At 59.8% G+C, this 24,533-nt stretch carries 23 protein-coding genes, 1 other RNA gene and 1 pseudogene; 15 read left to right on the forward strand and 10 right to left on the reverse strand.

Annotated features, from left to right (window positions below):
- Window positions 1-141 precede the first annotated feature (141 nt).
- From ubiD to AB7M26_RS06735, 3 genes are all read left to right on the forward strand, one after another.
- The gene (gene ubiD, locus AB7M26_RS06725) at window positions 142-1,608 is read left to right on the forward strand and encodes a 4-hydroxy-3-polyprenylbenzoate decarboxylase (protein WP_429388426.1); all 1,467 of its coding nucleotides are present in this window, start codon (window positions 142-144) and stop codon (window positions 1,606-1,608) included.
- Window positions 1,608-2,576 carry a CDP-6-deoxy-delta-3,4-glucoseen reductase gene (locus AB7M26_RS06730; protein WP_123500420.1) on the forward strand — a complete coding sequence of 323 codons (969 nt, stop codon included), beginning with the start codon at window positions 1,608-1,610 and terminating at the stop codon, window positions 2,574-2,576. The genes ubiD and AB7M26_RS06730 overlap by 1 nt, the downstream gene beginning before the upstream one ends.
- 210 nt (window positions 2,577-2,786) lie before the next feature.
- Complete coding sequence (locus tag AB7M26_RS06735) at window positions 2,787-3,455, forward strand: gamma-glutamylcyclotransferase (protein WP_123500418.1); 669 nt, start codon at window positions 2,787-2,789, stop codon at window positions 3,453-3,455.
- On the opposite strand, the gene glpT is transcribed toward AB7M26_RS06735, so the two are convergent.
- Both glpT and AB7M26_RS06745 read right to left on the reverse strand, forming a co-directional pair.
- Entirely contained in the window at window positions 3,431-4,780 is a 1,350-nt protein-coding gene (gene glpT / locus AB7M26_RS06740) for a glycerol-3-phosphate transporter (protein ID WP_008012529.1), read from the reverse strand. The genes AB7M26_RS06735 and glpT overlap by 25 nt on opposite strands.
- 220 nt (window positions 4,781-5,000) lie before the next feature.
- Complete coding sequence (locus tag AB7M26_RS06745) at window positions 5,001-5,978, reverse strand: NADPH:quinone oxidoreductase family protein (RefSeq protein ID WP_007899393.1); 978 nt, start codon at window positions 5,976-5,978, stop codon at window positions 5,001-5,003.
- 150 nt (window positions 5,979-6,128) lie between these two features.
- Between AB7M26_RS06745 and AB7M26_RS06750 the strand changes: the two genes are divergently transcribed.
- Together AB7M26_RS06750 and AB7M26_RS06755 are read left to right on the forward strand one after the other, a co-directional pair.
- Complete coding sequence (locus tag AB7M26_RS06750) at window positions 6,129-6,536, forward strand: flagellar basal body-associated protein FliL (protein WP_095633149.1); 408 nt, start codon at window positions 6,129-6,131, stop codon at window positions 6,534-6,536.
- Window positions 6,537-6,730: 194 nt separating this feature from the next.
- Window positions 6,731-7,909, forward strand: coding sequence for an integrase core domain-containing protein (locus AB7M26_RS06755; protein ID WP_123501468.1), 1,179 nt, complete (start codon window positions 6,731-6,733; stop codon window positions 7,907-7,909).
- 44 nt (window positions 7,910-7,953) lie between these two features.
- On the opposite strand, the gene AB7M26_RS06760 is transcribed toward AB7M26_RS06755, so the two are convergent.
- From AB7M26_RS06760 to AB7M26_RS06775, 4 genes are all read right to left on the reverse strand, one after another.
- A complete protein-coding gene (locus AB7M26_RS06760) occupies window positions 7,954-9,072 on the reverse strand; it encodes an ABC transporter permease (RefSeq protein ID WP_123500416.1) in 1,119 nt (372 codons plus the stop codon).
- Window positions 9,072-11,795 (reverse strand): ribosome-associated ATPase/putative transporter RbbA, encoded by a 2,724-nt coding sequence (gene rbbA, locus AB7M26_RS06765; RefSeq protein ID WP_123500414.1) that lies wholly within the window; start codon window positions 11,793-11,795, stop codon window positions 9,072-9,074. Before rbbA ends, AB7M26_RS06760 begins: the two co-directional genes overlap by 1 nt.
- Entirely contained in the window at window positions 11,792-12,757 is a 966-nt protein-coding gene (locus AB7M26_RS06770; protein WP_123500412.1) for an HlyD family secretion protein, read from the reverse strand. Before AB7M26_RS06770 ends, rbbA begins: the two co-directional genes overlap by 4 nt.
- 127 nt (window positions 12,758-12,884) lie before the next feature.
- A complete protein-coding gene (locus AB7M26_RS06775) occupies window positions 12,885-13,334 on the reverse strand; it encodes an EVE domain-containing protein (protein ID WP_123500410.1) in 450 nt (149 codons plus the stop codon).
- A 200-nt stretch (window positions 13,335-13,534) separates the two neighbouring features.
- On the opposite strand from AB7M26_RS06775, the gene AB7M26_RS06780 reads away from it, so the two are divergent.
- Entirely contained in the window at window positions 13,535-13,684 is a 150-nt protein-coding gene (locus tag AB7M26_RS06780; RefSeq protein ID WP_018927582.1) for a hypothetical protein, read from the forward strand.
- A gap of 34 nt (window positions 13,685-13,718) precedes the next feature.
- Here AB7M26_RS06780 and AB7M26_RS06785 read toward each other — a convergent pair whose 3' ends face one another.
- The 4 genes from AB7M26_RS06785 to AB7M26_RS06800 form a co-directional block, all read right to left on the reverse strand.
- Complete coding sequence (locus AB7M26_RS06785; RefSeq protein WP_123500408.1) at window positions 13,719-14,324, reverse strand: 5-formyltetrahydrofolate cyclo-ligase; 606 nt, start codon at window positions 14,322-14,324, stop codon at window positions 13,719-13,721.
- A gap of 85 nt (window positions 14,325-14,409) precedes the next feature.
- A non-coding RNA gene (gene ssrS / locus AB7M26_RS06790) (6S RNA) lies at window positions 14,410-14,588 on the reverse strand.
- Between the two features lie 30 nt (window positions 14,589-14,618).
- Window positions 14,619-14,936 (reverse strand): cell division protein ZapA, encoded by a 318-nt coding sequence (locus AB7M26_RS06795; protein WP_123500406.1) that lies wholly within the window; start codon window positions 14,934-14,936, stop codon window positions 14,619-14,621.
- Complete coding sequence (locus AB7M26_RS06800) at window positions 14,933-15,142, reverse strand: TIGR02449 family protein (protein WP_007899405.1); 210 nt, start codon at window positions 15,140-15,142, stop codon at window positions 14,933-14,935. Before AB7M26_RS06800 ends, AB7M26_RS06795 begins: the two co-directional genes overlap by 4 nt.
- A 126-nt stretch (window positions 15,143-15,268) precedes the next feature.
- Between AB7M26_RS06800 and AB7M26_RS06805 the strand changes: the two genes are divergently transcribed.
- The 9 genes and pseudogenes from AB7M26_RS06805 (at window position 15,269) to gcvH (ending at window position 24,358) form a co-directional block, all read left to right on the forward strand.
- Window positions 15,269-15,823 carry a YecA/YgfB family protein gene (locus AB7M26_RS06805; RefSeq protein WP_008012538.1) on the forward strand — a complete coding sequence of 185 codons (555 nt, stop codon included), beginning with the start codon at window positions 15,269-15,271 and terminating at the stop codon, window positions 15,821-15,823.
- A 27-nt stretch (window positions 15,824-15,850) separates the two neighbouring features.
- Entirely contained in the window at window positions 15,851-17,185 is a 1,335-nt protein-coding gene (gene pepP, locus AB7M26_RS06810) for a Xaa-Pro aminopeptidase (protein ID WP_123500404.1), read from the forward strand.
- A complete protein-coding gene (ubiH, locus tag AB7M26_RS06815) occupies window positions 17,182-18,369 on the forward strand; it encodes a 2-octaprenyl-6-methoxyphenyl hydroxylase (protein ID WP_123500402.1) in 1,188 nt (395 codons plus the stop codon). Before pepP ends, ubiH begins: the two co-directional genes overlap by 4 nt.
- A gap of 22 nt (window positions 18,370-18,391) precedes the next feature.
- Window positions 18,392-18,487: pseudogene (locus AB7M26_RS06820) on the forward strand (tetrameric acyl-CoA thioesterase); the annotation flags it as partial.
- 9 nt (window positions 18,488-18,496) lie between these two features.
- On the forward strand, window positions 18,497-19,714 hold the full coding sequence (locus AB7M26_RS06825; RefSeq protein WP_185022241.1) for a 2-octaprenyl-3-methyl-6-methoxy-1,4-benzoquinol hydroxylase: 1,218 nt from the start codon (window positions 18,497-18,499) through the stop codon (window positions 19,712-19,714).
- Window positions 19,715-19,847: 133 nt separating this feature from the next.
- Window positions 19,848-20,852, forward strand: coding sequence for an extracellular solute-binding protein (locus AB7M26_RS06830; protein ID WP_123500398.1), 1,005 nt, complete (start codon window positions 19,848-19,850; stop codon window positions 20,850-20,852).
- A gap of 213 nt (window positions 20,853-21,065) precedes the next feature.
- Window positions 21,066-22,682 (forward strand): ABC transporter permease, encoded by a 1,617-nt coding sequence (locus AB7M26_RS06835; protein WP_123500396.1) that lies wholly within the window; start codon window positions 21,066-21,068, stop codon window positions 22,680-22,682.
- Between the two features lie 156 nt (window positions 22,683-22,838).
- A complete protein-coding gene (gene gcvT / locus AB7M26_RS06840; RefSeq protein ID WP_429388437.1) occupies window positions 22,839-23,921 on the forward strand; it encodes a glycine cleavage system aminomethyltransferase GcvT in 1,083 nt (360 codons plus the stop codon).
- 50 nt (window positions 23,922-23,971) lie between these two features.
- On the forward strand, window positions 23,972-24,358 hold the full coding sequence (gcvH, locus tag AB7M26_RS06845; protein ID WP_123500392.1) for a glycine cleavage system protein GcvH: 387 nt from the start codon (window positions 23,972-23,974) through the stop codon (window positions 24,356-24,358).
- Window positions 24,359-24,533: the final 175 nt, after the last annotated feature.

The following is a 24,533-nucleotide window of genomic DNA, read 5'->3' on the forward strand; positions in this document are numbered from 1 at the left end:
ATCGCAGAAAGTCAGCAAAAGCCGGGGAAACCCGGCTTTTTGCTATCTGATTTTTGATCAACGGCAGTTCGTGGTTCTGAATAGAGGGGTTCGGCGCTAAACTGCCTGCCCCGAACGCCACGGCCAACACGAGGCTCACGCATGCAGTATCGCGACTTGCGCGACTTTATCAGCGGCCTGGAAAAGCGCGGCGAACTCAAGCGCATCCAGGCTCCAGTGTCCCCAGTGCTCGAAATGACCGAGGTCTGCGATCGAACGTTGCGCGCCAAGGGCCCGGCGCTGCTTTTCGAAAACCCTACCGGTTATGACATTCCCGTACTCGGCAACCTGTTCGGCACCCCCGAGCGCGTGGCGCTGGGCATGGGCGCAGAAGCGGTCAGCGAGCTGCGCGAAATCGGCAAGCTGTTGGCGTTCCTCAAAGAGCCCGAGCCGCCGAAAGGCCTGAAAGACGCTTGGTCCAAGCTGCCGATCTTTCGCAAGATCATTGCCATGGCGCCGAAAGTCGTCAAAGACGCGGTGTGCCAGGAAGTGGTCATCGAAGGCGACGATGTCGATCTGGCGATGTTGCCGGTACAGACCTGCTGGCCGGGCGACGTCGGTCCACTGATCACCTGGGGCCTGACCGTCACCAAAGGCCCGAACAAGGATCGCCAGAACCTCGGCATCTATCGTCAGCAAGTGATCGGCCGCAACAAGGTGATCATGCGCTGGTTGAGCCACCGTGGCGGCGCGCTGGATTACCGTGAATGGTGCGAGAAACACCCCGGCCAGCCGTTCCCGGTCTCCGTGGCCTTGGGCGCTGACCCGGCAACCATTCTGGGTGCTGTGACGCCCGTACCGGACAGCCTCTCCGAATACGCTTTCGCCGGTCTGTTGCGCGGCAATCGCACCGAACTGGTGAAGTGCCGCGGCAACGACCTGCAAGTGCCGGCCACTGCTGAAATCATTCTGGAAGGCGTGATCCATCCGGGTGAAATGGCCGACGAAGGCCCGTATGGCGACCACACTGGCTATTACAACGAAGTCGACAGCTTCCCGGTGTTCACCGTCGAGCGCATCACCCATCGAATCAAACCGATCTATCACAGCACCTACACCGGCCGTCCGCCGGATGAGCCGGCGATACTCGGTGTGGCGCTGAATGAAGTGTTCGTGCCGATCCTGCAGAAGCAGTTTCCGGAGATCACCGACTTCTACCTGCCGCCCGAAGGCTGTTCGTACCGCATGGCCATCGTGACCATGAAGAAGTCGTATCCTGGGCATGCCAAGCGGGTAATGCTCGGTGTCTGGTCGTTTTTGCGACAGTTCATGTACACCAAGTTCGTTATCGTCACTGACGACGATATCAACGCACGGGACTGGAACGACGTGATCTGGGCCATCACCACGCGCATGGACCCCAAGCGCGACACGGTGATGATCGACAACACGCCGATCGACTACCTCGACTTCGCCTCGCCGGTTTCCGGCCTGGGCTCGAAGATGGGGCTCGATGCCACGCATAAATGGCCAGGCGAAACCACCCGCGAGTGGGGCCGGGTCATCGTCAAGGATGAAGCCGTTACCCAACGGATCGATGCCATCTGGAATCAGTTAGGAATAGATTGATGCGTGTAACCTTGCAGCCCTCCGGAGCAGTGCTAGAGATTCTGCCCGGCGAGCGGATTCTCGATGGCGCGCGGCGCCTGGGCTATGAATGCCCGCAAAGCTGTCGTAACGGCAATTGCCATGTGTGCGGCGCGTTGCTGGTGGAAGGGCGGGTCGAACAAGCCGGCGATGTGCGTGACCATGGCGAGTTCTACACTTGCATTGCAGAGCCGCTGGAAGACTGCATCGTGCTGTGGGATGGCGTGCTCGCGCTGGGAGAATTGCCGGTGCGCAGCGTGTCGTGTCAGGTCATTGAATGCAGGGATGTCGGCGGCGATACCTGGCGCGTGCGTCTGCGTGCGCCGGCGGGCAAGCCGCCGCGCTATCACGCCGGCCAGTACCTGATGATCGAGCGCGAGAGCGGCGAGAAATCCGCCTTCTCCCTGGCCTCTGCACCGCATTCCGGGCGCGACCTGGAAATTCATGTACTGGCGCGCGAAAGCAGTGCGCTTAGCCTGATCGAACAGCTTCAGCGCAACGCGATGGTGCGCATCGAAATGCCGTTCGGCGATACCCATCTGGCGGAATTGCCAGACGGTCCACTGGTACTGATTGCTGCCGGTACCGGCATGGGCCAGATCCACAGCCTGATCGAACATTGCCGGGCCACGGGATTCAAGTATCCGGTGCATCTGTATTGGGGCGTGCGTCGTCCTGAAGACTTTTATGACATCGAACATTGGGATGAATGGGAAAAACTGCCCAATCTGTTCCTGCATAAAGTCGTCAGTGATCAATGTGGCTGGGGAGGGCGCTGCGGCATGTTGCATGAGGCGGTGTGTGAAGATTTCCCTGACCTGAAAGCCCTGCACGTCTACGCCAGCGGCTCTCCGGCCATGGTCTATGGCACGTTGGATGCGCTGGTCGAAGCGGGGATGGATGCCCATCAAATGCGCGCGGATGTGTTCGCTTACGCCCCCCGATCTTGATCCGCGATCTTAAATCGTTATAACTCCCCATATAGCCGATCGGTATTTATAAGTTTTTATAGATGCCGGTAGGTTATATCTCATTCAGGCAATAAGTTTTAGAGCGCCGCCATGGCACTTAAATTGCCTTAAACCATATGTGCCTTATTGTTACAGCGGTGCGTTCTATTAAGTAATTCTTCACCCGCGGGGAGCTGAACGCTATTCGCCATGAGTGCCATTGAATCTGCTTTTTTGAATCTGGCTTACCCTCCGCGGCTCGATCTGGGGCCGCAGCTCACGCACGAACAACTGCTCAGCTCGATGCAATCGACCATGGCGCGCCACAAGGGTGGGCCGGTCTGGCTATTCGCTTATGGTTCGCTGATCTGGCGCCCAGAATGTGCTGCGGTTGAGCGAGTGCGCGGTCGTGTGCATGGCTACCATCGCGGTTTATACCTGTGGTCCCACGAACATCGCGGTACACCGGAAGTGCCCGGCCTGGTATTTGGCCTGGATCGCGGCGGCTCATGCAGCGGGTTTGCCTATCGCTTGCCCGAAGAGCAACTCGACGCTTCGCTGTATGCGCTCTGGCAGCGTGAAATGCCATTCCCGTCCTATCGCCCACACTGGCTCAACTGCCGTCTCGAAGACGGAAACCAGGTTCAGGCATTGGGATTCGTTTTGGAGCGGCACCTGCCCAGCTATGCCGGTAACTTGCCGGATCATGTGCTGAGTCAGGTATTCGAAAGCGCTTGCGGGCGTTACGGCACCACTCGCGAGTATGTCGAGCAGACAGCTCACGCCCTGCGTAGCCACGCCATGCCAGACCGGAATCTGGAGGCGCGGCTCAAGCGCTGCAAATCAAAGACCGATCAGGCGATCGCTTCGCGGCTCTGACTGGCGACGTTCTTGTGACCCAGGGTGGGTGCCAGAAACGCCATCGCCAGCAGGCAGGCGACGACCAACAGGATGAAGCCGCCATCCCAGCCGAAATAGTCCACCGTGTAGCCCATCAGGGCACTGGCCGCGACTGAACCCCCCAGGTAACCAAACAAACCGGTAAAGCCCGCGGCCGTTCCTGCAGCTTTCTTCGGAACCAGCTCCAGCGCCTGCAGGCCGACTAGCATCACCGGGCCATAGATCAGGAAACCGATCGCGAACAGCGAGATCATGTCGACCATCGGATTGCCCGGCGGATTCAGCCAGTAAACGATCGTCGCAACGGTCACCAGTGCCATGAACACCATGCCCGTCAGGCCACGGTTGCCCCGGAAGATCTTGTCCGACATCCAGCCGCATAGCAGTGTGCCGGGAATGCCTGCCCACTCGTACAGGAAGTAAGCCCAGGACGTCTTGTCGAAGTCGAAGTGCTTGACCTCTTTAAGGTAGGTCGGCGCCCAATCCAGGATGCCATAGCGCAACAAGTAGACGAAGACGTTGGCCAACGCGATGAACCAGAGCATTTTGTTGCGCAGCACGTATTTGACGAAGATGTCCTTGGCGCTGAATTCTTCTTCGTGGCTGGCGTCGTAGCCTTCCGGGTAGTCGTTCTTGTACTTCTCGATAGGCGGCAAGCCCGTCGATTGCGGGGTATCGCGCATGACAATGAAGGCAAATACAGCGACCAGCAACGCCACCGCTGCCGGTACGTAGAACTTGCTGTGCCAGTCGTTGAACCAACCCATGCCGAGTATCGCCAGCGGGCCGATCAAGCCACCGCCGACGTTGTGCGCGGTGTTCCATACCGAAACCACACCGCCGCGTTCTTTCTGCGACCACCAGTGCACCATGGTGCGCCCGCTCGGTGGCCAACCCATGCCTTGCGCCCAGCCGTTGATGAACAACAGGATGAACATCATGGTCACGCTGGACGTTGCCCACGGTGCGAAACCGAAAACGAACATCACCCCGGCGGACACAATCAGGCCAAAGGGCAGGAAGTAACGAGGGTTGGAGCGGTCGGACACGATGCCCATCAAAAACTTGGAAAGGCCGTAGGCAATTGCAATCGCCGACATCGCCACCCCGAGTTGGCCTTTTGTATAGCCTTGGGCGATCAGATCCGGAAATGCCAGGGTGAAGTTCTTGCGCAGCAGGTAGTAACCCGCATACCCAATGAAAATCCCGGCGAAGATCTGCCAGCGAAGGCGTCGGTAGGTGCTGTCTATTTTTTCTTCAGGCAATGGAGCCTGATGTGCGGCAGGACGAAAGAAAGCAAACATTCAAAGGCTCCAGATTTCTTGTTTTGACTGCGGATGCGAATGTTACAGTTTCGTTACCGAAAATAGCACCGGTTCGCATCGGCAAAACAGCGGAAATGTTGGAGATTGCATGTTCTTTTATGAACATGTCGCTCAGGTATAAATAGAGGGCGGTATGGGAATGGCGGAACCGGGTCGCAGGGCTGCGACCCGGTTCGGGTCAAGCAGGTCAGGTAAACAATCAGCGAACCTGAACCACCACTTTCCCGACCGCCTTGCGCTGGCCAAGATCATTGATCGCCTGCGCCGCGTTGCTCAGGGGATACACCTGAGACACTAGCGGCTTCAGCTTGCCCTCGGCAAACCAGCCAAACAACTGCTGGAAGTTTGCCGCGTTGTCCTGTGGTTGGCGCTGGGCAAAGGAGCCCCAGAACACGCCGACCACCGCTGCGCCTTTGAGCAGTGCCAGGTTCACTGGCAGCTCCGGGATTCGTCCACTAGCGAAACCGACCACCAGTAGACGGCCGTTCCAGGCAATGGCGCGGATCGCCTGGTCGAACAGGTCGCCGCCCACCGGATCGTAGATCACGTCGGCGCCTTGGCCGTCGGTCAGGCGTTTGATCTCGTCCTTGAGGCTGGTTTCGCTGTAGTTGATCAACTCATCGGCGCCGGCTGCCTTGGCCACCGCGAGTTTTTCCGCGCTGCTGGCGGCAGCGATCACCCGGGCGCCCATGGCTTTGCCGATTTCCACCGCGGCAAGGCCGACGCCGCCGGAAGCGCCGAGTACCAGCAAGGTTTCGCCAGGTTGCAGGTTGCCCCGTTGTTTGAGGGCGTGCATCGACGTGCCGTAGGTCATACTGAATGCGGCGGCGGTGTTGAAGTCCATCGAGGGCGGGATCGGCAGCACGTTGTAGCCTGGCACCGCGACCTGCTCGGCAAAGCTGCCCCAGCCAGTCAGGGCCATGACCCGGTCACCGACCTTGAGGTGACTGACCTTTTCGCCCACTGCGCTGACCACGCCGGCCGCTTCGCCACCCGGAGAAAACGGGAAGGGCGGCTTGAACTGATATTTGCCCTCGATGATCAACGTGTCCGGGAAATTCACCCCAGCCGCATGCACATCCAGCAGGATTTCATTCTTCTTCGCGACAGGGCTGGCGACGTCTTCCAGCACCAGCGATTCGGCAGGGCCGAAGGCTTTGCACAGCACGGCTTTCATCGGGGCTATTCCTTTGGGAGTGATGGCCGATAAGTGTAGGTGTGTGAGTCATCGGGTCAACGAGCATGCCCGACCCTGATAGTCAGCCATAAGCTTGTGCTTGAGCGGCGGGTCGTTATGCTTGGCCGCAAACCGGATAAGGAGCGAATTGTGAAAGCGTGGATCATGTTGATGCTGGCCCTGTCTCTGCCTGTGGCAGCGATGGCCGAAGAAGCCAAAGAAGGTGAAGCCCCGAAGGTCAACTACATCACCCTGAGCCCGCCATTCGTGGGCAACTATGGGCTGGACGGTACGCCGAAGCTCAAGGTCTACAAGGCCGATGTGGCGTTGCGGGTGACCGGTGACGAGGCGACCAAAGCGGTTAAGGCCAATGAGCCATTGATCCGTAATAAGCTGGTGGCGTTGTTTGCACAGCAGACCACTGAAGCCATGAACAACGTCGAAGCCAAGGAAAAGCTGCGTCAGGAAGCCTTGAAACAGACTCAGCAAGTGATGAACGACGAAACCGGCAAGCCAGTGGTTGAGGATTTGTTGTTCAACAACCTGATCATCCAGTAAGACTTTTGCTGTCCGGGCGGGCCTCATCGCGGGCAAGCCCGCTCCCACAATGATCCCCAGTGAATGCAGCCTTTGCATCCACCCCAGATCCCTGTGGGAGCGGGCTTGCCCGGGTAGAAACCGGAGACATCCTTTACGTTTTAAACCGGAGACATCGTTTACAGGTATGAAATACGGTCAGGAGGTGCCTGACCATGCCCTGGAATCGAGAGTCCCCAATGGATCAGAGAGTGAAACTCGTAGGCGACTGGATGTCCGGCGCCTATTCCAAATGTGAGCTGGCACGGCATTACGGTGTCAGCCGGCCCACTTTGGACAAGTGGCTAGCGCGCTATGCTGAACGTGGCATCGACGGGCTCAAAGAGCTGTCCAGACGTCCGCACCACAGCCCCCATCAAATCAGTGAGCATGTCCTTGAGTTGCTGATCGCTTATAAGCGCGAGCATCCGAGTTGGGGACCTGAGAAGTTGGTTCACAACCTTAAAAACACGCACGCGGAGCTGCCTTGGCCCGCGTTGAGCACCGCTGGCGAATGGCTCAAGCGTGCAGGTTTGGTGCAAAAACGACGTTTCCTTAATCGCCCACCGACGGGGCCTATTCCATTACGCGAAGCCACAGAGCCCAATCAAACATGGGCGGCGGATTTCAAAGGCGACTTCGCCCTGCAATCAGGTCAGCGCTGCTTTCCTTTGACGATCTCCGATCATGTCAGTCGATTCCTCTTACTTTGTCGGGCGCAAAGCAGTGTGGCTGGGGCGCGCGAAGGATTTGACTGGGCTTTTCGAGAGTATGGGTTGCCCAATGTCATTCGCACGGATAACGGTTCACCTTTTGCCTCGACCGGCGTGTCGCGCATCTCCAGTCTGGCGGCGTGGTTCATACGTTTGGGTATCTATCCCGAGCGTATCCAGCCCGGACGCCCTGACCAGAATGGCCGCCATGAACGAATGCACCGAACCCTCAAGGCTGCGCTGCTTCAGACACCTGAGCATAATTTGGTACAGCAGCAGCTGGCGTTTGAACGGTTTCGCCACGAATACAACTACGAACGCCCTCACAAGGCCCTGGCAATGAAGGTTCCGGCGGATGTTTATGTGCCATCCAGCCGCCTCTACGACGGACGTGTGCCGGAGGTGAATTACCCTTCACAAATGCTGGTCAGAAAAGTCCGGCAAAACGGTTCAATGAAGTGGAAAGGTGGAATGGTATTTGTCAGCGAATCGCTGGTGGGTGAGGCACTAGGGCTGAAGGAGGTGGAAGATGAGGTCTGGGAAGTGTATTTGTGCAATTACCTTTTAGGTCGTTTGAAAAGCGGTGAAAACCGCCTTTCAAACCCACAAAAACGTAAAGGATGTCCCCGGTCTCGATTGTAAAGGATGTATCCGTTTCTACACCGCGAAAGGCGCGACTCGGTCCTTCAGGACGCCAGGCTCTTGCGAAACCGCATCAGCGCAATGGTAAAAAACAGCAGGCCGATGGCGCTCAATGCCAGCAAGTCCGGCCAGACCACACTGATGCCAGCGTCGCGAAACAGTATCGCGGCGCTGAGGCTGACGAAGTGCGTGGATGGCGAGCCCTGCATCACCCATTGCAGCCATTGCGGCATGCTGTCGAGCGGCGTACTGCCGCCAGAGAGCAGCAACATCGGGATAATGACCGGAATCGCCAACAAGCCGAACTGCGGTGTCGAGCGGGCGAGGGTCGCGAGGAATATCCCCAGCGCTGTGCTTGCGAACAGATAAACCGCCGTCACCAGCAAAAATAAGGTCATGGAGCCGGCCAGCGGCACGCCGAGTGCGCCTTTGACTATCACTTCCAGCGACACCCAGGTGCACAGCACCACCACCAGCATATTGCTCCAGATTTTCGCCAGCATGATCTCCAGCGCCGTCAGCGGCAGCACCAGCAAATGATCGAGGGTGCCGTGTTCGCGCTCACGCAGCAGCGCTGTGCCAGTCAATATGATGGCGAGGATGGTGATGTTGTTGACGATCTGAATCACCGCCAGGAACCAGCCGCCCTCCAGATTGGTATTGAACAAGGCTCGCGTCGTCAACAACACGGGGGACTTGTTCGCCGCATCGCCCTGGCCACTGTAGGTCAGCAGCTCGCGCTGGAAAATCCGTCCGATGTAGCCCGCGCCCATGAAGGCCTGGCTCATGGCCGTGGCGTCGACGTTGACCTGCACCGCCGGCTGGCGGCCGGCCAACAGATCCGCCTGAAAATTTGCCGGAACATTGATCACGAAGGTGTATCGCCCGCTGTCCAGCACTTCGTCCATCTGTTCATAGGGCAGCGACACCGGCGGCTGGAATTCCGGTGGTTGCAGGGCTTGGGCCAATTGTCGTGACAGGTGGCTGTGATCTTCATCGACCATGGCCACGCTGGCGTTGTGCACGCCGATCACGGAGCCCGCGGCCGGCATATAGATCGCCACGGTAAAGGCGTAGAACAGGAACAGCAGCAATACACTGTCGTGTCGCAGGCTCATGAGTTCCTTGAGACCAAGACGCAGGATGTGCGCAAGCTTGTGCATCAGACCTCCTGCTTTTTCAGCATGGCCAGGCTAAGCCCGGTGAACCCGAGAAAGAACCCGAACAGTGCCAGGCATTGCGGCCACAACTGCCGGATATCCAGCGCCTTGGTAAAGGTGCCGACGGCGATATCGAGGAAGTAGCCCGCCGGAAACAGCATCCCCATGACCGCGGCCGCGCCGTCAAGGGAGGAGCGCGGCACGATCAAACCGGAAAACTGAATGGTCGGCAGACTGGTGATGATCATGGTGCCGAGGATGGCGGCAATCTGGGTTCGGGTGAACGCTGAAATCAACAGACCCATGCTGGTGGTCGCCAGTACGTAGAGCAGCCCGCCGAAGGCCAGGGTCAGTGCGCTGCCCTTGAAGGGCACGCCGAACAGCCAGCGATTCATGGCCGTCAGGACGGCGAGGTTGATCAGGCTGACGGCCAGATACGGCGCCTGTTTACCTAACAGGAACTCCAGGCGGGTCAGCGGTGTAGCGTAGAAATTGGTGATCGAGCCCAGTTCTTTTTCCCGCACGATACCCAGCGCAGTCAGCATGGCCGGGATGAACGCCAGGATCAGCGCCATCACCCCGGGACCGATGGCGTTTACGCTGATGACATCCTGGTTGTAGCGGAAGCGGGTTTCCAGTTCGGCCGCTGCTTGCCGGTTCAATGCCGGGCTGGACTGCTCGGCCAATTGCTCAAGGTTGGCCAGGTGAACCGCTTCCACATAGTTGCGGCTGGTTTCGGCGCGAAACGGCATGCCGCCATCGAGCCAGGCCGCTACAGCGGGTTGGCGACCGGCGAACAGGTCTCGGCCGAACCCGGGCGGGATCTCCAGCGCCAGTTTGATTTCCGAGCGCTGCAGTCGTCGATGCAACTGCGCCGCATCGCTTATGGAGGGTTGCTCGTCGAAGTAACGGGAGCCGCGGAAGGCCTCCAGGTAAGCCCGGCTTTGCGGGGTCTGGTCCTGGTCGTAAACCGCGAAGGCGAGTTTCTCCACATCCAGGGAAATGCCGTAGCCGAAGATCACCATCATCAAAATCGCCCCGAGCAGGGCGAAGGCCATGCGTACTTTATCGCGCAGCAGTTCCTTGCCTTCGCGACTCGCCAGTGCCCGCAGCCGTCCAAAACTGAAGCCGTGATCTTTCACCGTTGTGGTAGGTGCAAGTGTCGTGTCGATGGGCACTGGCGGCGGCGCCGTTGCGATCGGGCCCTGGGCCTGTTCCAGGCAGGTGACGAACGCCGCCTCCAGTGTCTGGCCCTTGAACTGCTGTTGCAGGGCTGCCGGGGTGTCGCAGGCCAATACCTTGCCGGCGTGCATCAACGAGATGCGGTCGCAGCGCTGGGCTTCGTTCATGAAATGGGTAGACAGGAAAATCGTCACGCCCTGTTCGCGGGACAGTTCGATCAGCAGTCGCCAGAAATCGTCCCGGGCCGCCGGGTCGACACCGGAGGTCGGTTCGTCGAGGATCAGCACTTCCGGGCGATGCAGCACCGCCACCGCCAGGGATAAGCGTTGGCGCAGGCCAAGCGGCAATGCACCAGAGGGTTGATGAGCGATGCTACCCAGGTTGAAACGCTGGATCAGCTCGTCGATGCGCTGAGCACTGTCGGCCTTGGGCAAATCGAACAGCCGCGCGTGCAAGTCCAGGTTCTGCCGTACGCTGAGTTCGCCATACAAAGAGAAACTCTGGGACATGAAACCAACGCGTTTTCGGGTGGCCAGATCCTTGGCGTTCACCGGATTGCCCAGCAACGTGGCGCTGCCTACGCTGGCCGGAATCAGCCCGGTGAGCACTTTCATGGTGGTGGTTTTGCCGCAGCCGTTGGAACCCAGAAACCCGAAGATCTCGCCGCGGCCGATGGCGAAGCTGACCTTGTCCACAGCCGTGAAATCGCCGAAGCGCAAGGTCAGGTTGTGGGCTTCGATGGCGATGTCGGCAGTGGCGTTGGTTCGAGGAGGGATCAGTAGCGGCTGGTTGTCATGGCCGGTGTCGCCCTGAAAGTGGGTGAAGGCCTCATCAAGTTTGCCGCCAGGAGTAACCGCCTTCAGTTCGTGGCTCAAACCGGCGGCGATCAGCTTGCCGCCATCGAGCATCAGGCAGTGTTCAAACTGCTCGGCCTCTTCCATATACGCGGTGGCGACCAGTAACGTCAGTTGTGGTCGTTGGCGCCGAACGTCATCAATCAACTCCCAGAAGCGCCGCCGGGACAAGGGATCGACGCCAGTGGTCGGTTCATCGAGGATCAACAAGTCCGGTTCATGGATCAGCGCACAACAGAGGCCGAGCTTCTGTTTCATTCCGCCCGATAGCTTGCCGGCCGGGCGCTCGGCAAACCGCAGTAAATCAGTGGCCAGTAGCAGGCTCTGCATGCGCTGATCGCACTCGGCCCCGGACAACCCGAACAGTGTGGCGAAGAAGTGAATGTTCTCGCTGATCGACAGCTCGGGATACAGGTTGCCGCCCAGGCCCTGAGGCATGAACGCGATACGCGAGTAGAGGCTGTTGCGGTGGCGCCGATTCTGGATCGAGCCACCGAGTACTTCCAGCTGGCCGTCTTGTAATGTCTTCACGCCGGCGATCAATCCCAGCAGGCTGGATTTACCGGCGCCATCCGGACCAATCAACCCGCACCGGGTGCCGGCAGGCAGGCTGAACGTGATGTCGGTCAGCGCCTGCTGTTGGCCATAACGATGCTGAAGGCGGGTGGCATGCAGTGCCAGGCCGGTCATTGAAGATTGGCCGGCCAGTCAATGGGAGCGGTGCGCACGTAGCCGTTGCCGGGCATCCCCGGTTTGGCCTGGGGCACAGCGCTGGGTTGGGTCAGGTGTAGCTTGACCCGAAACACCAGTTTCTGACGCTCGTCGCGGGTCTCGACTTCTTTGGGTGTGAACTGCGATTTGGCCGCCACGAAGCTGATTTTCGCCGGCAACGGCTGACCGGGCAGGGCGTCCAGCAGGATCCGCGCTTCATCGCCGACCGCCAGGCGTCCGGCCACGGACGCCGCAAGATAGAGGTTCATGTATTGGTCGTTCGGGTCAATCAGCAGTAGTACCCGCCCACCGGCGCCGAGCACTTCACCGGGTTCGGCCATGCGCAGCTGAATCACCCCGTCGATGGGGGCTCGTAAGCTGCTGTCGTCAATTTCGCTGGTTAGCTGAGCGACTTGTGCCTGTGCCGCGCCAATGGCTGCGCCGACGGCGGACACCTGAGCGCGGGCCGCGGTGACGGCCGCATTGCCAGTGTCGAAGCGTGACTGCTGCTGGTCGATGATCTGACCACTGGCGAAACCGCGCTTGAACAGTTCCTGGGAGCGTTTGAGCTCTTGATGGGCAAGCAGTTGCTCACTCTGGCGCAGTTGCACATTGGCCTGGGCGGCGGAGAGATTTTCCCGGGCGCGTATCACTTCGGCTTCAGCCTGCCTGCGCTGGGCTTCAAGGGTGCGGGTGTCCATGCGGGCCAGCAGTTGACCTTTGGTTACTTTGTCGCCTTCGTCCACCAGTACTTCAGCCAGCCGGCCGGGAGTCTTGCTGGCGATCTGCACTTCAGTGGCTTCAAGCCGACCATTGCCGACATACAGACCTTCGGGCAGTCGGTTAAGCGTCGACTTCCAATAACCGAATCCCCCAGCGGCCAGTAGCAAAGCCCCCAGTAAAAAGGCGAAGAAAAGAGAAGAGCGGCTGTGCGTCGACATGTAGGCATCCTGCGTCTGTAGCGCCGTAGTCTGACAGGCAAGCGCCTGAGGGGCTTGATGTCAGTCAACTGAGGGTCACCCTGACCGATCGGGAGATGATCCAGTGTGACGGACGGATCTGCGTTATTTAGCGCAGATCAAGCACCGCGGCCCATTGCTCAGCGGTGACGGGCATCACCGACAGTCGCGAGCCTTTCTGTACCAGTGGCATCTCGGCCAACGCCGTTTGCTGCTTCAGATAATCGAGCTTAAGCACCTTGGAAAACGTCTCGACGTGAGCAACATCAATCGCGCTCCAGGCGTTTTTCTCGGCAGTGGCCTTCGGATCGAAGTAATGACTCTCAGGCTCCAGCGCCGTCGGGTCCGGGTACGCGGCTTCGACAATCTTGCCGATCCCGGCAATCCCCGGCTCCGGGCAGCTGGAGTGATAGAAGAAAAACTCGTCACCCACCGCCATGGCCCGCAAAAAGTTGCGCGCCTGGTAGTTGCGAACCCCGTCCCAGCGCGCTCGGCCAAGCTTCTCCAGGTCTTTGATCGAGAGTTCGTCAGGCTCGGATTTCATCAGCCAATAGGCCATGGTTTTGCTCCTTGCGAGGTGAGTGGGCAAGCGGTCGGGCAATTTTATGACAAACCGACAGTCGGTTGACGCCAGCGTTTGCGTGTCGGTTCACGTTGTCGCAAAATGCCGGCCTTCTAAGCTTGACGCTGCTGCACGGCCTACACCTACAACGGAAACCGCTGCTGTCATCGTGTTGATGTGCCTTTGGGGGGCAATCGATGAAACGCAAACCGGATTTACTATGGATTTTGGTTATTTTGTTCGGCCTTGGTGTCGTGACCACCGGCTATGCCCAAAGCCTGTGGAACAACAAACCCGATGCTCCGGTCGAGATCGCGCAGCAACAGCCGTCGGCCTTCAAGCGCTGAACCTGTCTTTCGACGCCGCTGAAATCAGTGGCGTCTAGTCTGCGAAATACCATGCCTTGTCCGTGACCGTTCCCTGCAGCGGCACATCCCAGCTCGCCTGAGCCAATCGTTGAACCTTCTGACATTCATGGGCCAGGCCCAGCAGCGTCGGCTTGCGCCAGTTTTTGCGGCGCGCCAGGTACGCCAGGCTTCGATCGTAGAAACCACCGCCCATTCCCAGGCGTCCGCCGACATCGTCAAACCCCACCAGCGGCAACAACACTAGATCCAGCGCCCAGACCTTGCGTTGTCGGGCAATGTTGTGTCGTGGTTCGGGGATGCGAAAACGGTTGGGTTTGAGCTTTTCGCCGGGGCGAATCCGCTGGAACACCATTTTGGTTCGCGGCCAGGCACTGAGCACCGGCAGATACGTCGCCTTGCCCCGACGTTGCGCGGCACGCATCAGCAGGCGCGGATCGATTTCACCGTCGTTGGGCAGGTACAGGGAGATGTGTTTTGCGCGGCGGAACAGCGGGTGCTGGATCAATTGCTTATACAGCCCGCGAGCGGCCTCGCGCTGCTGACTGGGAGTCAGTGCGCGGCGGGCCTTGCGCAGCATGCGTCGAAGTTGCGGGCGGGGCAGCAGCGCAGGTTCGGTCATGGGTTCAGGCTTCAGAAGTGCGAGTACCAAAGCGTACCCGTAAAAAAGCCGATGCCGGTATTTAAACCGGCATCGGACTGGAATCAGGCTCCCCGGATGAACCGCTGTCGACTTAGCCCTTGAACCCGAAAGTTCAAGGTGGAAGATGCAGTAGGCTTTAAGGCTTTCCGTCTAGCGGACATGCACACCAGCCCAACGTGCAACCTCCAGGGTAGTGCGAATCGGCTCAGGGACGTCGTCAACTGGCAAGCACCCCAGGGAGTGATGCGAGTATACCCCAAGCGGTTTCGCGTTTCAGCCCTTGGTGACATCCGGATCGGTCGACAGCACCAGATCGACGCGGTCCAGCAGGTCGCGAACCTGCTCGCGGGTCGAACCGCTGGCCTGCACATCCGGGCGATCTTCCTTGTGCAGAAGATCGTGCGTGATGTTCAGCGCGGCCATCACGGCGATGCGGTCGGCGCCGATGACTTTGCCGCTGCTGCGAATTTCGCGCATCTTGCCGTCCAGGTAACGGGCAGCGCTCACCAGGTTGCTGCGCTCTTCCTGGGGGCAGATGATCGAATATTCTTTGTCGAGGATCTGCACGGTAACGCTATTGCTTGAACTCATGAGTCTTGCTCCAGGGCCTTGAGGCGCGAAATCATCGATTCGACCTTACGCCGGGCGATTTCATTTTTTTCAATGAGATGCGCGCGTTCCTCGCGCCAGCTCTTTTCCTGAGCTAATAGGAGTCCATTCTGACTCTTTAGTTGCTCGACTCGAGTAATTAGCAGCTCGAGTCTGGCCATCAGCGCTTGCAGGTCGGTGTCTTCCATTTTGTCCACTGGTTGTGTCTGATGCGTGATAGCTGGCGGACAGCCTTTAATAGTCTTGGCGAGTCTGTCGATGTAGGATACAAGGCCTTCATTCTAGACATAGCGCCGTCTGGCGCCTAGCTGCCCATGCCCATTCAGAATTCTCCGTACCAAGCCTTTGCCACCCTGCTGAGCACCAGCGGCCATCCCGTCTCGCCTGCCGAACTGCACGGCCTGTTGCTCGGCCGCAGTTGCGCCGGTGCCGGCTTCGAAGCCGACAGCTGGTTGGCCGACGCCGCCGAGCTGCTCGAAGGCGAGCCACAAGACAACGTTCGCAACGCCTTGATCGGCCTGCAAGAGATGGTCAAGGGCGAGCTTACCAGCGACGACATGACCGTTGTTCTGCTGCTGCCGACCGACGACGCGCCGCTCACCGAGCGCGCGGCTGCACTGGGCCAGTGGTGCCAGGGCTTTCTTACCGGCTTCGGTCTGACCCGCCGCGAATATGCCTTGAGCACTGAAGCCACCGAAGTGTTGCAGGATCTCGCCGCCATTGCCCAGGTACAGGACGCGCTGGAAGAGTCCGACGACGGCGAAAGCGACTACATGGAAGTAATGGAGTACCTGCGCGTCGCTCCGTTGCTGCTGTTCACCGAAACCAAGAAAACCGACGAAGCGGCTGCCAAACCGTCGTTGCATTAATCGCGTGCCAGGGAAAGCCGTCTGCCCATGATTCATATCCCGAAATCGGAATACAGCCGTCGCCGCAAGGCCCTGATGGCGCAGATGGAACCCAACAGCATCGCCATCCTGCCCGCCGCTGCAGTGGCCATCCGCAACCGCGATGTCGAGCACGTCTACCGTCAGGACAGCGATTTCCAGTACCTCAGCGGTTTCCCCGAGCCTCAAGCCGTCATCGTCTTGATGCCCGGCCGTGAGCACGGCGAATACGTGCTGTTTTGCCGGGAACGTAATGCCGAACGGGAATTGTGGGACGGACTGCGCGCCGGCCAGGAAGGCGCGATCCGCGACTTCGGCGCCGACGACGCATTCCCCATCACCGACATCGACGACATCCTGCCGGGCCTGATCGAAGGCCGTGACCGGGTGTACTCGGCCATGGGCAGCAATCCGGAATTCGACCGGCACCTGATGGACTGGATCAACGTGATCCGCTCAAAAGCGCACCTCGGCGCCCAACCGCCGAACGAATACGTTGCCCTGGATCATCTGCTTCACGACATGCGCCTGTATAAATCGGCGGCAGAAGTGAAGGTAATGCGCGAAGCCGCACGGATTTCCGCCCAGGCCCATATTCGTGCGATGCAGGCCAGCCGTGCCGGTTTGCATGAGTTCAGCCTCGAAGCCGAGCTCGATTACGAATTTCGCAAGGGCGGGGCAAAGATGCCGGCTTACGGCTCGATCGTCGCCGCCGGGCGCAACAGCTGCATCCTGCATTACCAGCAGAATGACGCCGTGCTCAAGGACGGTGATCTGGTGCTGATCGACGCCGGTTGCGAGATCGACTGCTACGCCAGCGACATCACCCGCACCTGGCCGGTCAACGGCAAGTATTCACCGGAGCAGAAGGCAATTTACGAGTTGGTGCTGGCTTCCCAGGAAGCGGCGTTTGCCGAAATCGCACCGAACAAACACTGGAATCAGGCGCACGAAGCCACGGTCCGGGTGATTACCGCCGGTCTGGTGAGGTTGGGCCTGTTGCAGGGCGACGTCGACGAGTTGATCGCCAGCGAAGCCTATAAAGCGTTTTACATGCACCGCGCCGGCCACTGGCTGGGCATGGATGTGCACGACGTTGGCGAGTACAAGGTCGGCGGCGAATGGCGCGTACTGGAAGTCGGCATGGCGCTGACGGTCGAGCCGGGCATTTACATTGCGCCGGACAACCAGAACGTGGCGAAGAAATGGCGCGGCATTGGCGTGCGCATCGAGGACGACGTGGTGGTCACTAAAACCGGTTGTGAAATCCTGACGAACGGCGTGCCGAAAACGGTCGCCGACATCGAGGCATTGATGGCTGCAGCAAGGACACAAGCGGCATGAGTCGAGTCAATCTGGCAATCATCGGCGGTGGCCTGGTCGGCGCCAGTCTGGCGTTGGCGTTGCAGGCCGGGGCCAAGGCCCGTGGCTGGAAGATCGTGCTGATCGAGCCGTTTGCCCCCGGCGACAGCTATCAACCGAGTTATGACGCCCGTTCTTCGGCGTTGTCCTTTGGTGCCCGGCAGATTTATCAACGGTTGGGTGTGTGGCAGGAAATCTCCCGCCGCGCCGAGCCGATCAAGCAGATTCATGTCTCCGACCGTGGACGTTTCTCCACCGCGCGGCTGTCGGCGATGGAAGAGGGCGTTCCGGCGCTGGGTTATGTGGTGGAAAACGCCTGGCTCGGCCAATGCCTCTGGCACAGTCTGGACAAGGACGTGATCAGTTGGCGTTGCCCGGCGGAAGTCACCGGCATGGAGCCGCTGACCGACGGCTATCGCCTGACGCTCAACGATGAAACCCTGGTGGAATGCGACCTTGCGGTGCTCGCCGATGGCGGCCGTTCCGGCTTGCGCGAGCAACTGGGGATCGGCATCAAGAAACGCCCGTATAACCAGAGCGCACTGATCGCCAACATCACCCCCAGCGAAGCGCACAACGGCATGGCCTTCGAACGTTTCACCGACGATGGGCCGATGGCCTTGCTGCCGTTGCCGGACAATCGTTGCGCTCTGGTCTGGACCCGTTTGGGCATGGATGCGCAACGGCTGGCAGCCCTTGATGACCGCAGTTTTCTCACTGAGCTACAGGGCATCTTCGGTTATCGCCTCGGCACGCTGAAACAGGTCGGCGCACGGCATTTGTATCCGCTGTCGCTGATCGAAGCCGAGGAACAAGTCCGCCCGCATCTGGCGATCCTCGGCAACGCCGCCCACAGCCTGCATCCGATTGCCGGGCAAGGGTTCAACCTGTCGTTGCGTGACGCCCAGGCGCTGGCCGACAGTTTGTTGGGCAGCGAGACATCGCCCGGCGATTTCGCCACCTTGCAGGCCTATCGCGAGCGTCAGCGTCTGGACCAGAACTTGACCGTGGGCTTCTCCGATCAGGTCACCCGCTTGTTCGGCAGCACTCAGCCGCTGGTTTCCCTGGGCCGCAACATCGGCCTGCTTGGCCTCGATCTGCTGCCGCCGGCCAAACGCTGGTTCGCCCGGCAGGCCATGGGCCTGGGTACGCGTCCCGATGATTAAGCGAAAACCAGGCAGGGTGTACCTGCAAGTCGATATTCACGACGGCGCGAGCACTTGGGTGACGCGGGTCGAGAAAAACCTTTATGTGCGGCTCAAGCCGCAAGCGAGACAGGCTTAAAGCATGGATATGCGCGCAGATCTGCTGATTGTCGGGGCCGGAATGGTCGGCAGTGCCCTGGCGCTGGCGTTACAAAACAGTGGGCTCGAAGTCCTGCTGCTGGACGGTAGCCCCCTGAGCGTCAAACCCTTCGATGGGCAGGCTCCGTTCGAACCGCGGGTGAGCGCTTTGTCGGCGGCCAGCCAGCGAATACTCGAACGTCTGGGCGTTTGGGATGGCATCGTCAGCCGGCGCAGCAGCCCCTATACGGACATGCATGTCTGGGATGGCAGCGGCACCGGGCAGATCCATTTCTCGGCGACCAGCGTGCATGCCGAAGTGCTCGGGCATATCGTCGAGAACCGCGTGGTTCAGGACGCCTTGCTCGACCGTCTGCACGACTGCGATCTCGGGATGCTGGCCAATGCGCGTCTGGAACAGATGCGCCGCTCCGGTGACGACTGGCTGCTGACCCTGGCCGATGGCCGCACCTTGCGGGCACCTTTGGTGATCGCGGCGGATGGCGCCAACTCGGCCGTTCGACGCCTGACCGGTGTTGCGACTCGCGAATGGGATTACATGCACCACGCGATCGTTACCAGCGTGCGCAGCTCAAAACCCCATCGAATGACTGCGTGGCAACGATTCACTGACAACGGTCCGCTGGCGTTTCTGCCACTGGAGCGGGACGGTCAACAGGATTGGTGCTCGATCGTCTGGTCGACCACGCCGAGCGAAGCCGAACGCCTGATGGCGCTGGATGACGAAGGCTTCTGTAAAGAGCTGGAGCGGGCCTTCGAAGGCTGCCTCGGCACGGTGCTCAGCGCCGACCCGCGTTTGTGTGTGCCACTGCGTCAGCGTCATGCCAAGCGGTATGTGGCTGAAGGCCTGGCGCTGATCGGCGACGCGGCCCACACCATCCATCCGCTGGCCGGGCAGGGCGTGAACCTCGGTTTCCTCGATGCCGCGGTGCTGGCCGAAGTGCTGCTGCAAGCGGCCGCGCGTGGCGAGCGGTTGGCGGACGTGAAAGTGCTCAGTCGTTTCGAGCGTCGGCGCATGCCCCACAACCTGGCGTTGATGGCGGCGATGGAAGGGTTCGAGCGGTTGTTCCAGGCCGATCCGTTGCCGGTACGCTGGTTGCGTAATACCGGGTTGAAGATGGTCGATCAGATGCCCGAGGCCAAGGCGTTGTTCGTGCGTGAAGCGCTTGGGTTGATTGGGGATCTGCCGGCACTTGCCAAGGCTTGATTGCCCTGTAGGAGCAGCCTTCGGCAGCTCCTGCTGCAACATCCGGTAACGCCTCCACCCACTGTCCGATTGAGATGCGAAATGTGAGTCCTTATCATTCGCTCTCACTTCCCCCATTCGAGAGACCGCTCCCATGTTGGCACCCAAGCGTCTACTGACCGCACTGGCACTGACCCTGATTGGCAGCACCGCCGCCCAGGCCGCCGACGAGGTGGTGGTTTACTCCTCGCGTATCGATGAATTGATCAAGCCAGTCTTCGATGTCTACACCCAGAAAACTGGCGTGCAGGTGAAGTTCATCACCGACAAGGAAGCGCCGCTGATGCAGCGGATCAAGGCCGAGGGCGAAAACGCCACTGCCGATCTGCTGCTGACCGTCGATGCCGGCAACCTCTGGCAGGCCGAGCAGATGGGCATCCTCCAGCCGTTCACTTCCAAGGTGATCGACGCCAACATCCCGTCGCAATACCGCGCGTCCTCCCATGCCTGGACCGGCCTCAGCCTGCGGGCACGGACCATCGCCTATTCCACCGACCGGGTAAAACCCGGTGAACTGACCACCTACGAAGCGCTGGCCGACAAGCAATGGGAAGGTCGCCTGTGCCTGCGCACGGCGAAGAAGGTCTACAACCAGTCCCTGACCGCCACCATGATCGAAGTCCATGGCGCTGAGAAAACCGAGAAAATCCTCAAGGGCTGGGTCAACAACCTGTCCACCGACGTGTTCTCCGACGACATTGCCGTGCTGGAAGCGATCAACGCCGGCCAGTGCGATGTCGGCATCGTCAACACTTACTACTATGGCCGTCTGCACCAACAAAAGCCGAACCTGCCGGTGAAGCTGTTCTGGCCGAATCAGGGCGACCGTGGTGTGCACGTCAACCTGTCGGGCATCGGCCTGACCAAACACGCGCCACACCCAGAAGCCGCCAAGGCGCTGGTGGAATGGATGACCACGCCTGAAGCGCAGAAGATTTTCGCTGACGTGAACCAGGAATTCCCGGCCAACCCTGCCGTTCAACCTTCAGCTGAAGTCGCGAGCTGGGGCAAGTTTAAGGCCGACACCTTGCCGGTGGAAATCGCGGGCAAGCGTCAGGCTGAAGCGATTCGGATGATGGATCGGGCTGGCTGGAACTGAAGCCACTGTTGCTGTGGTGAGAGGCTTGTCTGTGGCGAGGGAGCTTGCTCCCGTTGGGTCGCGAAGCGACCCTGAAGGCATCGACTCCGCTCGAGCGAGATGATCTGATAACCTCTTGCGGCTGCTTCGCAGCCGAACGGGAGCAAGCTCCCTCGCCACAGAATGGGGCCGACTGCCGATCTGCGTTGGCTCCCAATTTTCTAGAGAACTTCCTTGGCCCACCCTGCCCAACGCCGCTGGTATCCCTTGGTCTTCGCCATTGCTGCGCTGGTCCTGCTGCCCCTGAGCGTCCTGCTTCTTTCCTGGCAAACCATCGATCAGCAGATCTGGTCCCACCTGTGGGACACCCAGATGCCGCGACTGCTGGGCAATACCCTCACGCTGGTCCTCGGTGTCGGTTTCGGCGTAACGCTGCTGGGCGTCAGCCTGGCCTGGCTCACAAGCCTCTGCGAGTTTCCCGGGCGGCGTTGGCTGGACTGGGCGCTGATGCTGCCCTTTGCGATTCCTGCTTATGTGCTGGCATTTGTCTTCGTCGGCCTGCTGGACTTCGCCGGCCCCGTGCAAACCTTGCTGCGCGAATGGTTCGGCAGCGGTTTGAGGCTACCGCGAGTGCGCTCCACCGGCGGTGTGATTCTGGTACTGGTGCTGGTTTTTTATCCGTACGTTTACCTCTTGGCACGTAGCGCATTCCTGGCTCAGGGCAAAGGCTTGATGGAAGCAGCGCGAGTCCTTGGGCAATCCCCGTGGCAGGCGTTCTGGCGAGTGGCATTGCCGATGGCACGTCCGGCCATTGGCGCGGGCGTGGCGTTGGCGCTGATGGAAACCCTGGCGGATTTCGGTGCCGTGTCGGTGTTCAACTTCGATACGTTCACCACCGCTATCTACAAAACCTGGTACGGCTTTTTCAGTCTTTCCACGGCTGCGCAACTGGCCAGCCTGTTGCTATTGGTGGTGATGGTCGTGCTGTATGGCGAGCGCCGTGCCCGCGGGGCCAATCGGGCGAGCAACGAACGGCCACGGGTCAAGGCGTTGTATCACCTGCGCGGGCTCAAGGCGCTGGCGGCCATGAGCTGGTGCGGTTTGGTATTTGCCTGCGCCTTCGTCATTCCCGTGCTGCAACTGGTGGTGTGGTTCTGGCAACGTGGGCGCTTCGATCTGGATGAGCGTTATGCCGGATTGATCATCCATACCCTGTACCTGGGCGGCATGGCAGCATTGATCACCGTCAGTGTCGCTCTGGTGCTGGCCTTTGCCCGTCGATTGGCGCCGACCCGGGCGATTCGTTCCGGCATCAGTCTGGCCAACCTTGGCTACGCTTTGCCGGGTTCGGTGCTGGCGGTGTCGATCATGCTGGCGTTCAGTTACCTGGATCGCGAACTGGTGATCCCGCTGTCAGGCTGGCTTGGCGGCGCGGGCAAACCGTTGCTGCTGGGCAGTCTGTCGGCGTTGTTGCTGGCCTATCTGGTGCGTTTTATCGCGGTGGCCTATGGACCGCTGGAAAGCAGCCTGGCGCGAATACGGCCCTCTTTGCCCGAAGCAGCACGTAGCCTTGGCGTCAGTGGGCCACGACTGTTTTTCAAAGTGTATCTGCCGTTGCTGCTGCCGGGCACGTTGAGCGCGGCGTTGCTGGTGTTCGTCGATGTGCTCAAGGAAATGCCCGCGACCCTGCTGATGCGCCCGTTTGGCTGGGACACGCTGGCGGTGCGGATCTTTGAAATGACCAGCGAGGGCGAGTGGGCGAGGGCCTCATTGCCGGCACTGACCCTGGTGTTGGTCGGGCTGTTACCGGTCATCGGATTGATCCGACGTTCGGCGCATCGAAACGCGTAGGTGTCAGTCCTACACCTTGCGGCTACAATGCGCGGCATTCGGTGCGGTCCGTCCTCGGATCGGGTTGCTGAAATTGGCTGAAAGCCTTTTATTTCAAGGCATTTCATCCCGTGCAGCGCCTGCCCGCACCTTCGCCACGCCCGGAAGGAGAAACCCATGGGACAGCGTACGCCTCTGTATGACCTTCATCTCGCCCTCGGCGCGAAGATGGTCGATTTTGGCGGTTGGGATATGCCTCTGCATTACGGCTCGCAGGTCGAGGAACACCATCAGGTGCGCCGCGATTGCGGGGTTTTCGATGTATCCCACATGACCGTGATCGATGTTGACGGCCCCCAGGCCAAGGCTTGGCTTCAGTATTTATTGGCCAATGACGTCGAACGTCTGCACAGCCCCGGCCGTGCCTTGTACAGCGCCATGCTCAACGAGCACGGCGGCATCGTCGACGACATGATCGTCTATCGTCTCGAGGACGGTTATCGCCTGGTGGTCAACGCCTCCACCCGTAATCAGGATTTGGCCTGGATGCAGGCTCATCTCGGCGACTTCCAGGTGCAGCTCAACGAGCGTTCCGAGCTGGCGATGCTGGCCATTCAAGGGCCTCACGCCCGGCACAAGATTGCCGAACTGGTGACTCAGTCCCGCGGCGCGCTGATTCAGCAGCTCAAATATTTCGAAGGTCAGACCGACGGTGACTGGTTCATCGCGCGCACCGGTTACACCGGTGAGGATGGTCTGGAAATCGTGCTGCCGGCGGATCAGGCCCCGGGCTTCTTCAACGATCTGGTGGGCGCGGGTATTTCCCCGATCGGCCTCGGAGCACGAGATACCTTGCGCGTCGAAGCCGGCATGAACCTCTACGGCCAGGACATCCATCAAGACGTTTCGCCATTGGCCTCCAACATGGCCTGGAGCATTGCCTGGGAACCGGCTACGCGCCAATTCATTGGCCGCACTGCCCTGGAAGCCGAACAGGCCAATGGCGTACAGCACAAACTGGTGGGTCTGGTCCTGGAAGAACGTGGGGTTTTGCGGGCGCATCAAGTGGTTCGCATCGCCGATGTTGGCGAAGGAGAGATCACCAGTGGTAGTTTCTCTCCTACGCTTAGCAAGTCGATTGCACTGGCGCGCGTACCGGTGGCCACCGCCGACCGCGCTGAAGTGGAAATCCGTGGCAAGTGGTACCCGGTTCGAGTGGTCAAACCGACCTTCGTACGCCACGGCAAAACCTTGATCTAACTTTTTTTGGCGGACAATGACCGCTGACATTTTTCTTGAGGACACAGAACATGAGCGAAATCCCAGTCGACCTGCGTTTTGCCGAAAGTCACGAATGGGCCCGTCTAGACCATGATGGCGGCGTGAAAGTGGGTATTTCAGACCATGCTCAGGAAGCCTTGGGTGACGTCGTGTTCGTCGAGCTGCCGGAAATCGGCAAAGTGTTCGCGGCCGGTGAAGCTGCGGGTGTTGTCGAGTCGGTCAAGGCTGCCTCCGATATCTACTCGCCGGTTTCCGGCACCGTCATTGCCGTCAACGAAGACTTGGCCAACAGCCCGGAACTGGTCAACAGCGCGCCTTATGACAGCTGGTTCTTCAAACTCGAGCCAAGCGATACCACCGAACTGGACAATCTGCTGCTCGATGCAGTTGCCTACAAGGCTGCCATCGGCGAGTAATGCTCGCCCCGTAGGAGCTGCCGAAGGCTGCGATCTTTTGATCTTGTATTCTTAAAATCAAAGGTCAAAAGATCGCAGCCTTCGGCAGCTCCTACATCGTTTACCGACTCCTTCTTCAATGGCTCCCCGACAGCGACTGCTATGCTGGTTTGACCGCATTGCATCGACGCCGAGC

The sequence above is a fragment of the Pseudomonas sp. F-14 TE3482 genome (genome assembly GCF_053629455.1).

What these genes read in the sequence shown, in the direction of transcription:
- ubiD (WP_429388426.1), top strand. Translation starts at nt 142, where the DNA reads ATGCAGTATCGCGACTTGCGCGACTTTATCAGCGGCCTGGAAAAGCGC.
- AB7M26_RS06730 (WP_123500420.1), top strand. Translation starts at nt 1,608, where the DNA reads ATGCGTGTAACCTTGCAGCCCTCCGGAGCAGTGCTAGAGATTCTGCCC.
- AB7M26_RS06735 (WP_123500418.1), top strand. Translation starts at nt 2,787, where the DNA reads ATGAGTGCCATTGAATCTGCTTTTTTGAATCTGGCTTACCCTCCGCGG.
- glpT (WP_008012529.1), bottom strand. Translation starts at nt 4,780, where the DNA reads ATGTTTGCTTTCTTTCGTCCTGCCGCACATCAGGCTCCATTGCCTGAA.
- AB7M26_RS06745 (WP_007899393.1), bottom strand. Translation starts at nt 5,978, where the DNA reads ATGAAAGCCGTGCTGTGCAAAGCCTTCGGCCCTGCCGAATCGCTGGTG.
- AB7M26_RS06755 (WP_123501468.1), top strand. Translation starts at nt 6,731, where the DNA reads ATGCCCTGGAATCGAGAGTCCCCAATGGATCAGAGAGTGAAACTCGTA.
- AB7M26_RS06760 (WP_123500416.1), bottom strand. Translation starts at nt 9,072, where the DNA reads ATGCACAAGCTTGCGCACATCCTGCGTCTTGGTCTCAAGGAACTCATG.
- rbbA (WP_123500414.1), bottom strand. Translation starts at nt 11,795, where the DNA reads ATGACCGGCCTGGCACTGCATGCCACCCGCCTTCAGCATCGTTATGGC.
- AB7M26_RS06770 (WP_123500412.1), bottom strand. Translation starts at nt 12,757, where the DNA reads ATGTCGACGCACAGCCGCTCTTCTCTTTTCTTCGCCTTTTTACTGGGG.
- AB7M26_RS06775 (WP_123500410.1), bottom strand. Translation starts at nt 13,334, where the DNA reads ATGGCCTATTGGCTGATGAAATCCGAGCCTGACGAACTCTCGATCAAA.
- AB7M26_RS06780 (WP_018927582.1), top strand. Translation starts at nt 13,535, where the DNA reads ATGAAACGCAAACCGGATTTACTATGGATTTTGGTTATTTTGTTCGGC.
- AB7M26_RS06785 (WP_123500408.1), bottom strand. Translation starts at nt 14,324, where the DNA reads ATGACCGAACCTGCGCTGCTGCCCCGCCCGCAACTTCGACGCATGCTG.
- AB7M26_RS06795 (WP_123500406.1), bottom strand. Translation starts at nt 14,936, where the DNA reads ATGAGTTCAAGCAATAGCGTTACCGTGCAGATCCTCGACAAAGAATAT.
- AB7M26_RS06800 (WP_007899405.1), bottom strand. Translation starts at nt 15,142, where the DNA reads ATGGAAGACACCGACCTGCAAGCGCTGATGGCCAGACTCGAGCTGCTA.
- AB7M26_RS06805 (WP_008012538.1), top strand. Translation starts at nt 15,269, where the DNA reads ATGCCCATTCAGAATTCTCCGTACCAAGCCTTTGCCACCCTGCTGAGC.
- pepP (WP_123500404.1), top strand. Translation starts at nt 15,851, where the DNA reads ATGATTCATATCCCGAAATCGGAATACAGCCGTCGCCGCAAGGCCCTG.
- ubiH (WP_123500402.1), top strand. Translation starts at nt 17,182, where the DNA reads ATGAGTCGAGTCAATCTGGCAATCATCGGCGGTGGCCTGGTCGGCGCC.
- AB7M26_RS06825 (WP_185022241.1), top strand. Translation starts at nt 18,497, where the DNA reads ATGCGCGCAGATCTGCTGATTGTCGGGGCCGGAATGGTCGGCAGTGCC.
- AB7M26_RS06830 (WP_123500398.1), top strand. Translation starts at nt 19,848, where the DNA reads ATGTTGGCACCCAAGCGTCTACTGACCGCACTGGCACTGACCCTGATT.
- gcvT (WP_429388437.1), top strand. Translation starts at nt 22,839, where the DNA reads ATGGGACAGCGTACGCCTCTGTATGACCTTCATCTCGCCCTCGGCGCG.
- gcvH (WP_123500392.1), top strand. Translation starts at nt 23,972, where the DNA reads ATGAGCGAAATCCCAGTCGACCTGCGTTTTGCCGAAAGTCACGAATGG.